This window comes from Kitasatospora sp. NPDC059327, from assembly GCF_042752535.1.
Lineage (GTDB): Bacteria > Actinomycetota > Actinomycetes > Streptomycetales > Streptomycetaceae > Kitasatospora.
Map to the genome: position 1 here is coordinate 36,993 of NZ_JBHYYB010000019.1, position 13,485 is coordinate 50,477.

Genomic DNA, 13,485 nt, shown 5'->3' on the forward strand with positions numbered 1-13,485 from the left:
CGGCCGGGTTCCGGCCGTCGTTGTCGCGGCGGCTGCGTCACGGTGGCCCCCATGACGGATGTGACGGGTACGGCGGGTACGGCGGCGGCGCTGGCGGGAGTCGGGGCGGGGTTGGGCGTGGCGGTGCCGCTGGGGGCGGTCGGGGTGCTGCTGCTGGAGGAGGGGCGGCGCGGGCGCGCGGCCGCGGTGAGTGCGGCGTGCGCGGTGGCCTTCGTGGACGCGGCGTACGCGGCGCTCGCCACGGCGCTCGGCTCCCGGTTGGCCTCGACGGCGGCCGGCTGGGAGGCCTGGGCCCGGGCGGGCTCGGCGGTGGTGCTCACGGCGGTGGCGGTTCACGGGCTGCTCGGGCTGCGCCGCCCGGCGGCGGCCGTCGGGGCGTCGGGCGGGCCGGGCGGTGCGGGGGCGTCGGGCGGGCCGGGCGGCGCGGGGGCGTTCGGCGGGCCGGGCCGGGCCTTTCTGCGGTTCACCGCACTGACGGCGGTCAACCCGACGACGGCGCTCTACTTCGCCGCCCTGGTCACGGGCGGTGGCGGCCCGCGGGGTGGTGCGGGTGGTGCGGCCTTCGTCGCGGGCGTCCTGGCGGCCTCGCTGCTCTGGCAGCAGGTGGTGGCGGCGGTGGGCGTCTCGGTGGGTGCGCGGCTCTCACCGCGAGCGCGGAGGCTCAGCTTCTGTGTCGGATACGGACTGGTCGTGTGCTACGCGGTGCGCACGGCGTGGCCACGCTGAGTAGTCGGTGTGGGCGATGCCACGATACCGCCGCGCGGAACCGGGAACTCCGGTGCCGGCGGTGACGGTCCGTCGATTCACGGTCGCGCTGCGTCGACGGTGTGGGCGGCTTCACAGATGGACAGATGTGAGCGGGAGCACGGAAATTGACCATTCGATCTTGAAAATACCGTCAAATGCGGTCATTTCGGGTGCGTGTTCATGATCGATACCGCCGGTAACAGTCAACTGACCTGCGGCGCCCAAGAATTGCTTGAAGCCGCCCCGGAGGGCCCGTAGCTTCATTGGCGGTGCAACGAGCACCACCCGGGTTCACCCCCGACGCACAGCCCGCCGACTGACCCCCGGCGCGAGGGCCGTGCCCGTTGACGCGACCGGCTCGAACAGGCCGTCGGCGAGCGAGGGTGGCCGGGGCGGCACGCACGTCCGACACGTGCCCCGCCGCCCGTCGAGTGAGGTGAGCGCGACGGCCCTGCCAAGGGCCTGGTTCCGTCTGCCCGCCCGGGGCTTGTCGAGAGGACTTTCATGACGATCCGTAACGAGACCGCCGCTGCCACCACCCACACCACCACCGCCGGGAAGCGCCGCAGCCGTGCCCGTCTGGTGCTGGTCGGCGGGGCCGTCGCGGCCCTCCCGGTGGCCGGCCTCGTCACGGCCACCTCGGCCTCCGCCGCGTCCACCTCGACCTGGGACGCCGTCGCCCAGTGCGAGAGCGGTGGCAACTGGAGCATCAGCACCGGCAACGGCTTCTCCGGCGGACTGCAGTTCACCCCGTCCACCTGGGCCGCGTACGGCGGCACCGCCTTCGCGTCGCAGGCCAACCAGGCCACCAAGGCCCAGCAGATCTCCGTCGCGGAGAAGGTGCTCGCCTCGCAGGGCCCCGGCGCCTGGCCGGTCTGCTCGGCCAAGGCCGGTCTGGCCAAGGGGGGCGCCCCGGCGGCCGTCGACACCTCGGCCCCGGCCGCCGGCGCGGCCAAGCCGGCCGCCCCCAAGGCCGCCGCCCCCAAGGCGCAGCAGCCTGCCAAGCCCGCGCAGGCCCCGCAGGCCAAGCAGGCCCCGAGCAAGCCCGCGCAGGGCGACCAGGCCCAGAAGACGCAGTCCTGGAAGTCCCAGGACGTCGCCAAGCCGGCCAAGCCGGCCGCCACCGACCGGAACACCTCCGGTGGCAGCTACACAGTCAAGAGCGGCGACACCCTGAGCGACATCGCGGCCAAGTTCGGCCTCGACACCGCGAACCTGCACGCCAAGAACGTCAAGGCGATCGGCGGCGACCCGGACCTCATCTTCCCGGGTCAAACCCTCAGCGTCTGACGCCCGCCCGCACCCGCGCCGAGCGGCCACCCCGTCCTGGGGGTGGCCGCTCGGCGCGTCGGCCCCGATGATTGTTGAAGATTGAACGCGACGTCCGAATACCGCCGGACTCACGGACGGCGTGGGCCGAGGATCGAGTCATGTCCGAGAACGAGTCAAGGAGTTCTGACGATATGACGATGAACCAGAACAGTGCGCCGACCGGCCGGGTGGCCCTGGTGACCGGCGGCAGCCGGGGGATCGGGGAGGCGGTGGCCCTGCGGCTGGCCGAGGACGGCGCCGATGTCGTGGTCACCTACCGGAGCGACGCGGAGCGGGCCGAGGCCGTCGCGGCCAAGATCACCGGGATGGGCCGGCGCGGCTGGGCGCTCCGGGCGGACAGCGCCGACCCGCAGGCCGTCCGGTCCGCGGTCGAGGCCGTGGTGGAGCGCCTCGGACGGCTGGACATCCTGGTCAACAACGCCGGTGTCGGCGCGATCGGCCCGATCGGCGAGCTCGCGCTCGACGACGTGGACCGGGTGCTGGAGGTGAACGTCCGGGCGCCGTTCCTCTACGCCCAGGCGGCCTCCGCCCATCTGGCCGAAGGCGGCCGGATCGTCACCATCGGCAGCTGCCTCGCACAGCGGGTCGCCTTCCCCGGCGCCACGCTGTACGGGGCCAGCAAGGCCGCGATGACCGGTCTCACCAAGGCGCTGGCCCGCGAGCTGGGCCCGCGTGGGATCACCGCCAACGTCATCCACCCCGGCCCGATCGACACCGAGATGAACCCGGCCGACGGCCCGTCGGCGGAGTTCCAGCGGGGTCTGACGGCGCTCGGCGCGTACGGCAGTGGCGCGGACATCGCGGCCACGGTCGCGCACCTGGTCGGCGAGGGCGGCCGGTACATCAGCGGGGCCGAGATCGCCGTGGACGGCGGCCTCGCGGCCTGACCCGGCCGCCGGCCGGTGACCAGTGACCGGTGACGAAAGGCCGGGCGAAGGGTCGACAGCGGGTCGACGACCGGCCCGGCGCGGTGTTGCGCCGGGCCGGTTGTCGGTCCTCCCGTTTACGATCGGCCGGTCCGGTCGCCCGACCCCGAAGCGAAGAGGTGTGCCATGACCGCAGCGGAAGACCCGATCGACCTGCTCGCCCGTGCCCTGGCACAGACCGCCGGCCTGATCGACGGCATCGGCGCCGAACAGGCCACCCACCCGACCACCTGCCGCTCCTGGGACGTCGCGCAGCTGGTCAGCCATCTCCTCTTCGACCTGCGGCAGTTCACCGTCCGGGCCGAGGGCGGTACCCCGGACTGGAAGCAGCCCTTCACCCGGCTGGAGGGCGACTGGCTGCACGCCTTCGAGGCCGGTGCCGAAGGGCTGGTGGCCGCCTGGCGCGAGGCCGGCGACCTCGGCGGCGTCATCGAGGTGCCCGGCGTCGGTGAGCTGCCCGCCCGCTTCCCGGTGGACCAGCAGACCGCCGAGTTCGCCGTCCACGGCTGGGACGTGGCCCGCTCCACCGGCCAGTCCACGGACGGCCTGGACCAGGACGTCGCGCGGGCCTCGCTCGCCTGGGGGCGCGGCGCGCTGCGCCCCGAGTACCGGGGCAGTGAGGAGGAGCGGCACGCCTTCGGTCCCGAGGTGGCCGTGTCCGAGGACGCGCCCGTCTACGACCGGCTGGCCGCCTTCTTCGGGCGCGATCCGCAGGTGAGCTGAGGTGAGCGGCCGGCCTGCGCGCGGGCCGCGGCGGTCGGACGCGGGTCGGCGAGGCGCTACCGGCCCCGGCTCCAGCGGAACTCGATCTCGGGGTAGCGGGTGGCGGGGCCGTTCAGCAGGGCCGAGGGGCGCCCGCGCAGGAAGCGGTCGAAGTGGGCGCGGGTGTACGCGCGGGTCAGCTCCGTCGCGCGCCCCGGCGCGACGGTGCCGATGAGTTCGGCGTAGACCTCGGCCGGGAGATGGGCCGCCAGCTCGCCGGGGCCGGCGGCGTGCGGCAGGTCGGTGAAGGCGAGGTGGCCGGCGCCGCCGAGGCGCAGTTGCCGGCCCCAACCGCGCTGGTGCGCGCGCCAGCGGCTCCAGGTGTCGTGATCGGCGAGCGAGGTGAGCAGCAGGAACGGGCGGTCCAGACCGAGTTCGGCCACGGGGGAGCCGAACAGGCCGCCGTCCAGGTCGAGGCCGGCGAGGAACCGGTCGTCCCGGCGGAGAGCCTCGGCGGCGGCCGCGCCACCCATCGAGTGGCCGAGCACGCCGATCCGGCGGGCATCGGCGCCCGGCAGCCCGGGGCGGCGGGCGGTGGCGCCCGCGGTCAGCTCCGTCGCGACGAACCGCAGGTCGTCCACCCGGGCGGCGATCTCCTCGCGCTCGGCCGCGTCCCAGTCCTCCGGGGCGTCCGACAGTGCGCTGCGGACCAGCCGGCCGTCGGGGAACTCGACGGCGGCCGCGTCATAGGTGTGGTCGATCGCGGCCACCAGATAGCCGTGGGCGGCCAACTCCTCGGCCAACGCCGTGCAGTTGCTCCGCCCGCCCTTGCGGCCGTGGCCGAGCAGCAGCAGCGGCAGCGCGCCGGGGGTGGCGGGGGCGCCGGTGCGGGCGGTGGGCCGCAGGGCGCCGATGGTGCCCGGGTTCAGCGGCAGCGCGGTCTCGATGACGGCGGCCACCCGGGCGGTGGTGTAGGGCGCGCGGGGCCGGCCGGCGATACCGAGGGCCGGGTACCAGAGCTGGACCATGAGCTCGCGCGGCCCGGGGGCGGGGGCGAACGGGTCCTGCCGGGCGTGGTCGACCAGGTGCAGGGCGACCGTGCCGACCGGGCGGCGGGCGGTCGGCGCCGGGAGGTCGATCGGTCGCGGTCGGGCGGGCACCGCGGCGGGCACGGGCGCGGCGGCCCGGGCGGTGGTGGCCGGGAGGGTGAGCGCGGCCGCGCCCAGCCCCGCGACGGTCAGCAGTGAGCGGCGCCCGATCATCGTCATCCACCCCTGGGATCAGTCGTTCTGACGGATCTTCACCCTAAGTGGACTGGACCAATCTGGCCAGGACTCAGGCCGACCGGGGGGCGAGACCGGGCGCGAGGCCGGTCCCGGCCCGGGTCGGTGTTCCGATGCCGACCGCTGTCGGGGCGGCGGACCCGAGTCCGGCCGTGGTCGGGGCGGTCTGCCCGGCGGCGGCGGCCTTCTTGATCGCCTCGCGGATCCGCGGATAGGTGCCGCACCGGCAGATGTTCTGGATCTGGTCGATGTCCGCGTCGGTCGGGTTCGGGGAGCGGCGCAGCAGGGCGACCGCCGTCATGATCTGGCCGGGCTGGCAGAACCCGCACTGGGCGACGTCGCACTCCAGCCAGGCCTCCTGGACGGGGTGCAGGATCTCGCCGTCGGCGAGGCCCTCGATGGTGGTGACCGCGCGTCCGGCGCAGTCCTTGACCGCGGCGGTGCACGGCTGGAACTCCGCGCCGTCCAGGTGGCTGGTGCAGGCGCGGCAGACCCCGACCCCGCAGCCGTACTTGGGGCCGGTGACGCCGAGCTTGTCGCGCAGGACCCAGAGCAGCGGCATGTCGTCCGGCGCCTCGACGGTGACCGGCTGCCCGTTGAGGACGAAGGTGTGGCTGGGCATGGGGAGTCGGGCCCTTCGAGGAGGTCGGGGAGGTCGGTCGAGCGGGGCCGGAGCCGCCGGAGGAGCCGGGGGAGCCGGGCGGCGGGCTCAGAAGTCGAGGGGGAAGGAGCGCGGGGCGGTGCCGGTCGCGCGGGCGTAGGCGTTGGCGACCGCGGCCGAGGCGGCCGGGACGCCCAACTCGCCCGCGCCGCCCGGTGGTCCGCTCGGCGGCAGCAGATGGATCTCGACCGAGGGCGGGGTGTGCCGCTGCCGGGCGTAGCGGAAGTCGGCGAAGCTGCCCTCGCGGACGGCGCCGTGGTCGATGTGGTTGCCGGCCTGCAGGATCACCGAGATGCCGTCGATCAGCGCACCGGTCAACTGGGCCTCCAGGCCGCTGGGGTTGATCACGCGGCCGAGGTCGGCGGCGATCACCGCCCGGGTGACCCGCGGCAGGTGGGGGTCGGCGGTGTCGATCTCGACCAGGTAGGCGACCCGCCCGCCGTTCTCGTCGTGGTAACCGATGCCCTGGGCCTGGCCGGCGGGCATCGGGCGACCCCACCGGCCGGCCTGCGCGACCTTGTCCAGGACGGCCCGGCCCCCGGCGTCGCGCAGCCGGGCCCGGCGGAAGGCGACCGGGTCCTGACCGAGGCGCCGGGCCAGTTCGTCCATCATGATCTCGTCGGCCACCCGGACGGTGCCCGAGTAGACCGAGCGCCAACTGCCGGTGTGCATCTCCAGCGGCACCTCGGAGAGGAGCTGGGTCGGGACGCCGACGTTGTACGGGTTCTTCTCGCTGAGCAGGAAGAAGGCCTGGGCGAGGCTGATCCCGGCCACCGAGAGGTTGAACCCGGCGGCGGTGAGGGCCTCCCCGAGGCCGTGCCGGAAGTCGGTCCGCACGGTGGCGACCCGGTGCTCGTAGCTGAGCACCTGGCCCAGCCCGTAGGTGGCGCGGACCCGGTGGTGGCTGGCGGGGCGCATCCGGCCGTGGCGCATGTCGTCGTTGCGGGTCCACATCAGCTTGACCGGGCGGCCCGCCGCCCGGGAGATCCGGGCGGCCTCCAGCGCGGCGTCGAAGAACAGCCGCCGGCCGAACGAGCCGCCGCCGCGCACCACGTGGACGGTGACGGCGTCCTGCGGCAGGCCGAGGTCGGCGGCGATGCTCTGCTGCGCCACGATCGGGGTCTGCGAGGCGAACCAGATCTCGGCGCGGTTGGGCCGCACGTCGGCGACGGCCGTCAGCACCTCCATGGGCGCGTGGTTGACGAAGGCGAAGTCGAACTCGCCGTCCACGTACTGGGTGAGCAGCGGTGGGACGAGGAACGGGGCGTGGGCGGCGCGCAGCCGGGCGCGGATGTCGGGGTCGGAGAGTGCGGCGACCGGCCCGGGGTTCCAGGAGGTGCGCAGCGCGTCGCGGGCCTTGAGCGCCTGGTCAAAGGTTTCGGCAAGCACCGCCACGCCGGTGGGGATCTGTACCACGCCGAGGACGCCGGGCATGGTGCGGGCGGCGGAGGCGTCCAGCGTCCTGAGGGTGCCGTTGATGGTGGTCGGGCGGGCGACCACGGTCGGTACGGCGCCGGGGACGGCGAGGTCGCCCGCGTAGGTGGCGCGGCCGGTGACGATGTCACGGGCGTCGATCCGCCCGGTCCGCCGGCCCACCAGGCGCTGCTGGTCGGGGGACTTGGGGGTGGCGGGTACGGCCGGGACGGCCACGGTGGCCGCGGCGGCGGCCAGTTCGCCGTAGCCGGCCCGGCGGCCGTCGGGGGCGAGGACGGCGGAGTCGGCGGTGCGCAGCGTGTCGGCGGGCAGCGACCAGCGGTGGGCGGCGGCCGTGACCAGCCGGGCCCGGGCGGCGGCCGCCGCCGCGCGGACCGGGTCGTACAGCGAGCGCACCGAGTTGGAGGCGCCGGTGAGCTGGTTGAACAGCAGGTCGGGGCGGCCGTCGGAGAGCGGGACGTCGACATCGCCGAGCCGGGCGTCGAGTTCGTCGGCGACGAGCATCGCGATGGTGGTGGTGAGGCCCTGGCCGACCTCCAGCCGGGGGAGGTGCAGCGCGGCGCGGCCGTCGGTGCCGATCTCCAGCACCAGCAGGTGGGCGGTGGGCAGGCCGGCCACGATCAGTGCGTCGCCGAGGTCCAGGATGTCGGGGATGCCGGGCAGGCCGAGCAACTGCGGTGCGGCGGAGGCCTGTTCGGCGGCGGCCGCGTGGGCGGCGGCGGGTGCGGCGGCGTCCAGGCCGGCCCGCGCGGCGATGGTGAGGGTGGGGGCGGCCAGCAGGTAGGTGAGGAAGCGGCGGCGGTCGGTGGGCGCGGTGGTACGGCCGGTGGGCGCGGTGGCACGGTCGGTGGCGCCCGGGACGGTGTCCCGCACGCGGTCCGAGGGTGCGACGGAGGTGCTGATGGCAGGAGCCCTTCGAGCCGGGGCCGGCTCCGGCCGGGCGGGCCTCGGCGGCCCCGGCCCCGGTGCCGGATCACGAACGCGGTCGAGCATAGGAGTGGGTTACTGGCCGGTCAACACGGGCACTTCGGGCCGGAACGGGCATCTGTGGGGATGTCGGATGGGGCGGATACGGACGGCACCGCACCGTCCGGGCAGCGTTTCGGTACCGCCGGGCGGGTGACGGCCGCTCCGTACTCGCACGGAGGTTCACCCCTCGGGTGGGGGTGCGGGACGAGGGGTTCGCGGCCCGGTCGGCGGTGGGCGGGCGCCCCGCTCCGGGGGTGCGGGGCGCCCGCGGCCGGAGCGGGCCGCCCGGGTGGACGGGCCCGCTCCGACCGCGCGCCGGGGTCAGCTCCCCTCGGCCGCCGGGAACCCGAACCGCGCGAGCAGCTCGGCGGTGTCGAGCAGTTGGACGCCCAGGCCGGCGACCTCCGCCAGGCCCTGCTCACTGGTGCGGGAGATCGCGTCGGGCACGGCCACCACCCGGTAGTCCCGCTCGCTGGCCTGGATCAGGGTGGCCCGGGGACAGTTCGGGAAGTTGCAGCCGACGAGGACCACGGTGTCCACGCCGTGCCGCTCCAGCAGCTCCTGCAGCGGCGTCCGGTAGAACGCGCCCCAGCGCGGTTTGAAGATCGCGTACTCGTTCGGTCCCAACTCCTGGGCCTGTCCGGCCAGCAGGATCTCGGGGTCGAGCGGGGGCGCGTTGTCCGGGGCGAGCGCCGGGGCGAGCCGGCTCCCCTCGGAGCCGGGGGAGACCAGCTCGGTGCCGGAGGCCAGCAGCGTGCGGCGGACGAGGTCGGCGTTGCCGCCGCCCTTCTCGTACAGCCGGACGATGTGGACCACCGGGCGGCCGGCGGCGCGGAAGGCCTCGACCGTCCGGCGCACCCGCGGCAGCACCTCGGTCGTCCCGGGGATGCCGTAGGGGCTGTCGGAGAGGAAGTCCCGCTGCAGGTCGATGGTGACCAGGGCGGAGGACTCCGGGTGCGGTGCGAGGTGCGGGTCGGGCGTCGTCATGCCGCCTCGATGAGGTCGGCGAGGAAGCGCCGCTCGATCCGCTCGACGGTGCGGAAGTCGTCGACACTGACCTCCTGGAGGTCGATGGTGCGGCCGGAGATGCTCTCCAGCAGGTAGATGAACTCCAGGAAGTCCAGGGAGTCGATGAGGCGGCCCTCGATCAGGTCCTCCTCGCGGTCGATCTCCCGGTCCAGCTCCGGGTTCTTGGCGTTGATCCACTCGATGATCTGCTGCATGACAGCTCCTGGGAGGTTCGAAGGGTCCGACGGCGGGGTCCGCGGTGCCGGCGGCGGTGGTGGGACGGGGTGGTGCCGGGCTCAGCCCGTGCTGGGGGCGGTGCGGCCCACCAGCAGGCGGGCCGACTGCTCGGCCGTCGGCAGCACCTCGATGTCCGACAGGCCGGCCGCCGTCATCAGTTCGGCCATCTCGTCGGTGGTGTAGCTGCGGCCGCCGCTCCAGAGGGCGAGGGCGGAGAGGTTGTGCAGGGTGGTGAACACCGGCGCGGTGCGCGACTCCTCCAGGAAGTGGCCGTGCACCAGCACTCGGCCGCCGAGGCGCAGCGCCGCCGCCGAACGCCGCAGGATGGAGAGGCAGTTCTCCGGGCTCTCCTGGTGCAGCACGTTGGAGAGCAGCACGACGTCCGCGTCGGTGCCGAAAGCGTCCCGGTAGTAGTCGCCGGTCCGGGCGGTGACCCGGTCGGCCAGGCCGGCCTCACCGATCACCTTTCCGGCCAGCTCGACCACCGGGGCGAGGTCGACCACCTCGGCCCGCAGCCCCTCCCAGACCCGGCAGAACGCGATGCTGTAGCTGCCCGCGCCGCCGCCGACGTCGATCAGCCGGCGGGCGTCCTCGCTCGGCAGGGCCCGGGCGACGGCCTCCGCGGTACGGGAGTTGTACTCGTGCATGCCGAGGATGAAGTCCTCGACGTACGCCGGGTCGTCGGTCAGCCGCTCGCTGCGGTCCTCGACCGCGTGGCCCTGCTCCAGGGCCTGGCCGAGCCGGCCCCAGGGCTGGTACCAGCGACCCATCACCCGCACCCAGCGCACCAGCGACTCCGGCGAGCCGGTGGTCAGCAGGCGCTCGGCGGTCCGGGTGTTGGCGTACCCGCCGTCGGCGTCACGGGTCAGCAGCCGCAGGGCGGTCGCGGCGTCGAGCAGTCGCAGGGCGGAGTCGGCGGGGACGGCGCAGCGCTCGGCGACCTCCTCGACGCCCAGCGGGCCGTCGGCGAGCGCGTCGAACACCGCGAGCTCGACGGCGGCGATCAGTACCTGGGAGTGCCAGTAACCGAACGCCAGCTGGCTGACCTGGGTCAGTCCGAGATCCAGGGCCATGAGGTCACGTCCTTTCGGAGGGGTGGGCGGGTCCGGCGGGGGCGGTGCCGGTGAGCGGGTCGCCGGCCAGGGCGGCCCGGAACTCCTCGCGGAACCGGGCGACCACGTGGCCGGCGGGCTCGACGGCCGTGATCCGGCCGGTGCCGAGGCCCGCGTACCGGGCCATCGCGTCGATCTGGCCCTCCGCCTCGACGGTGGGAGCGGCCGCGGAGCCGCGCGGCACCGGCCGACGCACCCCCATCACGGTGGTCCAGGCGATCAGGGTGGCCGGCGGCGGCTCGGGTGCGTCGGTTACCGGGCCGCGCAGCACCCGGTGCGGGCGGCCGGGCCAGCCGATCGAGAAGCGGTCGGTGATCAGGGTGTCCGCGCCGGTGGCCGCGACGACGGCCCGCTTGTAGTCGTCGTGGGCGGCGGACTCCGCGGTGGTCACGAAGACCGTGCCGCAGAGCGCCCCGCAGGCCCCGGCCCGGAGCGCGGCCAGCAGCCCGGCGCCGTCGGTGACGGCACCGGACACCAGCGCGGGCACCTCCTGGTCGTAGCCGGCCAGCAGCTCGTCCAGCGGCCGGTCACCGAGGTGGTGGCCGCCGGCCTCGGTGCCCTGGAGGACGACGGCGTGGGCGCCCAGCTCCACGGCGGCGGCCGCCTCGCCGGGCGTGCCGACCTGGACGAGCAGCCGGTGTCCGGCGGCGAGCACCCGGCGGGCCTCGGCCTCGGGCGGCAGGCCGTAGCTGTTGAGGACGAGCTGCCGGTCGGCCGCCTCGATCAGCGCGTCGATCTGCTCCCGCAGCAGCCGGCCCGAGACCTCGGGGATCAGGTTGACGCCGAAGACGCGCGTCGTCCGGCGCGCGGTGTCGCCGATCAGCTCGACGACCAGGGCCCGGTCACCCTTGTAGAGCGCGACCGTGCCCAGCGCGCCCGCCTCACTGACGGCGGCGGCCAGGGCCGGCCCGGCGATGCCGCCCATACCGGCCTGCACCAGGGGGAACTCCACCCCGAGCGCGGCGGCGCCGCGCTCGGCCGCGGCGAGCACCCCGGCCCGCTCCCCGGTGTCAGCCGCGGACATCGCGCACCCGGGCCAGGGCCTGGTCGGCGCTGCCGTGGGCGAGCAGCATGGCGTGCACCCAGCGCTCGACGCCGAACGCGGTGCAGCTGCTGTGCGCGGTCTGCCCGCCCGCGGTGATGCCGAGCCGCTCCCCGAAGAAGTTGCGGTGGCGGTTGACCGAGGCGATCGCGGTGCCGTCGGTGGCGACGAACTCGTACTTCACCGGGTCCAGGGCCATCAGCTTGGCGCGGGAGCCGGTCCGGTCGTAGAACGGGTCGTTGGCGGGCTGGTAGGACAGCTCGACGCCCAGGCGCTCGGCCAGCTCCTCGATGAACACCCGGGAAGTGGCCAGGTGGTCGCGGGCGCCGTCGGCCGAGCCGAAGTAGACGACCTCGCGCATGTGGAAGCCCCAGAGCCGGCGCAGGCCGTCGTAGTGGTCCTCGTTGCGGAAGCAGCGGCCGACGGCGGTCAGCCGCAGCTCCTCGCCGACCTCCTGGCCGGCCAGCGAGAGCAGCACGCCGTAGCAGGTGGCCGAGGGCAGCACGTAGCCGGTGGGCTCGACGGGCTGCCGGCCGGCCTCCGCACCGGCCGCCAGCTCGTCGACGGCCTGCTCGGACAGGCGGGCCGCGAGCACCCCGAGGTGGGGGAAGTTGCGGAAGTAGTCGAGCTTGGCCAGGCCCTCCACGGGCAGCAGCGGCGGGCCCACCACGGCGGGCGCGGCGACCTGCTCGGCCAGGTCGGTGAAGAGCGCGTCGAGCTCCAGCAGCAGGGCGGCCCGGGCGGGTTCGAGTGCGACCAGGCCGGGGCCGGGGTCGCGCAGCCGGACGGCGGCGGGCGGGGCGGGCTCTACGGTCGATGTCATGCGGGCGGGACCTCGTTCTCGTGGGTGTTCCGGTGGGTGTGTCGCGGTACGGGTGTCGCGCGTGCCGTGAGGGCCGTGGCGGTCGGGTGGCCCTCGGCGTCGGGCGGTCCTCGGTGGCCGGGCGGTCCCGGGCGTTCAGACCGTCCCCGGCGTTCAGGCGTTCAGACGGCCCCGGGGGTTCAGGCCGTCTTGGGCGCGAGCACGCCGATCCGGCGGTAGAAGGCGGTGGTGCGGCTGACGATGGCGTCGTGCACGGGCACCCGGGCCGGGTCGGCGAGCAGCCGGGTGCGGAAGGCGAACGGCTCGGGGATGCCGGCGTCGCGGTAGACGTCCACGCTGTACAGCTGCTGGATCGAGGCGTTGATGTACTTCTCGATGTACTGCCGGGCGGCGGCCAGCTCCTGCTCGTCGCCGGCCTCGCGCAGCCGGTCCCAGAGCGCCCGGACCAGCTGGGCGCCGAACGCGATGTGCCGGGACTCGTCCTGGTGGTGGACCCGGTTGATCGCCCGGATCGTCTCCGGCAGCGCGGTGTCGGCTGCCATCTTGCTGTTGAAGTGGTCGACGATCTGCTCGAAGATCAGGATCCGGCTGAAGACGATGAAGTTGTCGAACAGCGCGGAGTGCTTCTGGTCCCCGAAGCTCATCGCCCGGTTGGGGTAGAGCTTGCCGCCGTAGCGCAGGCAGAACTCGGCGAAGAACCACATGTGCTCGTTCTCCTCCCCCAGGAAGTGGTGGAAGAACGGCGTGGGGATCTCGTAGCCCGGGGCGTGGATGCGCGCCACGACCTCCTGCATCAGCTCGCGGATGCCGTGCACGTTGAGGCTGTAGAAGTTGACGCTCTCCCACTGGGCGAGCGCGAGGTACTGCTCCCGGGTGAGTTCGGCGGCCGCGTCGGTGCCGTGGACCGTCATCAGGTCCTCGCTCATCCACAGGGCGCCCTCGGGGATGCCCTCCGGCCAGTCGAAGGTCTGGTACGGGTTGTAGTACTCGTTCTCGGCGGCGGTGGTCAGGCGCTCGACGGCGGCGCTGACCTCCTCGTCCCAGATGGCGGGTGCGGTGCTGCTCATGGCTGCTGCTCCTGTGTGACGGTTGACGGTGGGGCTGTGGACCTTGCGGCGGACGTACGCCCGGCGTGCGGCCGGGGCGTACCCCGGGAGTACCGGGGCGTACCCCGGGAGTACCGGCACGTGCGTCGGCAGTACCGGGAGG

At 74.6% G+C, this 13,485-nt stretch carries 13 protein-coding genes and 1 pseudogene; 4 read left to right on the top strand and 10 right to left on the bottom strand.

The window, feature by feature from the left end:
* Positions 1-51 precede the first annotated feature (51 nt).
* Entirely contained in the window at positions 52-726 is a 675-nt protein-coding gene (locus tag ACFXHB_RS14360) for a LysE family transporter (RefSeq protein ID WP_380574411.1), read from the top strand.
* A gap of 111 nt (positions 727-837) precedes the next feature.
* Here the strand turns inward: ACFXHB_RS14360 and ACFXHB_RS14365 are convergent, their stop codons facing one another.
* Positions 838-1,032, bottom strand: coding sequence for a hypothetical protein (locus ACFXHB_RS14365; protein WP_380574413.1), 195 nt, complete (start codon positions 1,030-1,032; stop codon positions 838-840).
* A gap of 219 nt (positions 1,033-1,251) precedes the next feature.
* On the opposite strand from ACFXHB_RS14365, the gene ACFXHB_RS14370 reads away from it, so the two are divergent.
* From ACFXHB_RS14370 to ACFXHB_RS14380, 3 genes are all read left to right on the top strand, one after another.
* The gene (locus tag ACFXHB_RS14370; protein ID WP_380574414.1) at positions 1,252-2,037 is read left to right on the top strand and encodes a transglycosylase family protein; all 786 of its coding nucleotides are present in this window, start codon (positions 1,252-1,254) and stop codon (positions 2,035-2,037) included.
* A 173-nt stretch (positions 2,038-2,210) separates the two neighbouring features.
* Positions 2,211-2,966 carry an SDR family NAD(P)-dependent oxidoreductase gene (locus ACFXHB_RS14375; protein WP_380574415.1) on the top strand — a complete coding sequence of 252 codons (756 nt, stop codon included), beginning with the start codon at positions 2,211-2,213 and terminating at the stop codon, positions 2,964-2,966.
* Between the two features lie 165 nt (positions 2,967-3,131).
* Positions 3,132-3,728 (top strand): TIGR03086 family metal-binding protein, encoded by a 597-nt coding sequence (locus ACFXHB_RS14380; protein WP_380574417.1) that lies wholly within the window; start codon positions 3,132-3,134, stop codon positions 3,726-3,728.
* Between the two features lie 56 nt (positions 3,729-3,784).
* Here the strand turns inward: ACFXHB_RS14380 and ACFXHB_RS14385 are convergent, their stop codons facing one another.
* From ACFXHB_RS14385 to ACFXHB_RS14425, 9 genes and pseudogenes are all read right to left on the bottom strand, one after another.
* Entirely contained in the window at positions 3,785-4,975 is a 1,191-nt protein-coding gene (locus ACFXHB_RS14385) for an alpha/beta hydrolase (protein ID WP_380574418.1), read from the bottom strand.
* A 190-nt stretch (positions 4,976-5,165) separates the two neighbouring features.
* A pseudogene (locus tag ACFXHB_RS14390) lies at positions 5,166-5,612 on the bottom strand ((2Fe-2S)-binding protein); the annotation flags it as partial.
* 87 nt (positions 5,613-5,699) lie between these two features.
* Entirely contained in the window at positions 5,700-7,958 is a 2,259-nt protein-coding gene (locus ACFXHB_RS14395) for a molybdopterin cofactor-binding domain-containing protein (RefSeq protein WP_380574420.1), read from the bottom strand.
* Positions 7,959-8,375: 417 nt separating this feature from the next.
* Positions 8,376-9,041, bottom strand: coding sequence for a cysteine hydrolase family protein (locus tag ACFXHB_RS14400; RefSeq protein WP_380574421.1), 666 nt, complete (start codon positions 9,039-9,041; stop codon positions 8,376-8,378).
* A complete protein-coding gene (locus tag ACFXHB_RS14405; RefSeq protein WP_380574422.1) occupies positions 9,038-9,277 on the bottom strand; it encodes an acyl carrier protein in 240 nt (79 codons plus the stop codon). Before ACFXHB_RS14405 ends, ACFXHB_RS14400 begins: the two co-directional genes overlap by 4 nt.
* Positions 9,278-9,358: 81 nt before the next feature.
* Entirely contained in the window at positions 9,359-10,372 is a 1,014-nt protein-coding gene (locus tag ACFXHB_RS14410; protein ID WP_380574423.1) for a class I SAM-dependent methyltransferase, read from the bottom strand.
* Positions 10,373-10,376: 4 nt separating this feature from the next.
* Complete coding sequence (locus tag ACFXHB_RS14415; RefSeq protein WP_380574424.1) at positions 10,377-11,435, bottom strand: NAD(P)H-dependent flavin oxidoreductase; 1,059 nt, start codon at positions 11,433-11,435, stop codon at positions 10,377-10,379.
* On the bottom strand, positions 11,422-12,276 hold the full coding sequence (locus ACFXHB_RS14420) for an aminoacyl--tRNA ligase-related protein (RefSeq protein WP_380574426.1): 855 nt from the start codon (positions 12,274-12,276) through the stop codon (positions 11,422-11,424). Before ACFXHB_RS14420 ends, ACFXHB_RS14415 begins: the two co-directional genes overlap by 14 nt.
* A gap of 179 nt (positions 12,277-12,455) precedes the next feature.
* Complete coding sequence (locus ACFXHB_RS14425; RefSeq protein WP_380574428.1) at positions 12,456-13,343, bottom strand: diiron oxygenase; 888 nt, start codon at positions 13,341-13,343, stop codon at positions 12,456-12,458.
* Positions 13,344-13,485 lie beyond the last annotated feature (142 nt).

What these genes read in the sequence shown, in the direction of transcription:
- ACFXHB_RS14405 (WP_380574422.1), bottom strand. Translation starts at nt 9,277, where the DNA reads ATGCAGCAGATCATCGAGTGGATCAACGCCAAGAACCCGGAGCTGGAC.
- ACFXHB_RS14385 (WP_380574418.1), bottom strand. Translation starts at nt 4,975, where the DNA reads ATGACGATGATCGGGCGCCGCTCACTGCTGACCGTCGCGGGGCTGGGC.
- ACFXHB_RS14380 (WP_380574417.1), top strand. Translation starts at nt 3,132, where the DNA reads ATGACCGCAGCGGAAGACCCGATCGACCTGCTCGCCCGTGCCCTGGCA.
- ACFXHB_RS14410 (WP_380574423.1), bottom strand. Translation starts at nt 10,372, where the DNA reads ATGGCCCTGGATCTCGGACTGACCCAGGTCAGCCAGCTGGCGTTCGGT.
- ACFXHB_RS14370 (WP_380574414.1), top strand. Translation starts at nt 1,252, where the DNA reads ATGACGATCCGTAACGAGACCGCCGCTGCCACCACCCACACCACCACC.
- ACFXHB_RS14400 (WP_380574421.1), bottom strand. Translation starts at nt 9,041, where the DNA reads ATGACGACGCCCGACCCGCACCTCGCACCGCACCCGGAGTCCTCCGCC.
- ACFXHB_RS14375 (WP_380574415.1), top strand. Translation starts at nt 2,211, where the DNA reads ATGACGATGAACCAGAACAGTGCGCCGACCGGCCGGGTGGCCCTGGTG.
- ACFXHB_RS14415 (WP_380574424.1), bottom strand. Translation starts at nt 11,435, where the DNA reads ATGTCCGCGGCTGACACCGGGGAGCGGGCCGGGGTGCTCGCCGCGGCC.
- ACFXHB_RS14360 (WP_380574411.1), top strand. Translation starts at nt 52, where the DNA reads ATGACGGATGTGACGGGTACGGCGGGTACGGCGGCGGCGCTGGCGGGA.
- ACFXHB_RS14420 (WP_380574426.1), bottom strand. Translation starts at nt 12,276, where the DNA reads ATGACATCGACCGTAGAGCCCGCCCCGCCCGCCGCCGTCCGGCTGCGC.
- ACFXHB_RS14425 (WP_380574428.1), bottom strand. Translation starts at nt 13,343, where the DNA reads ATGAGCAGCACCGCACCCGCCATCTGGGACGAGGAGGTCAGCGCCGCC.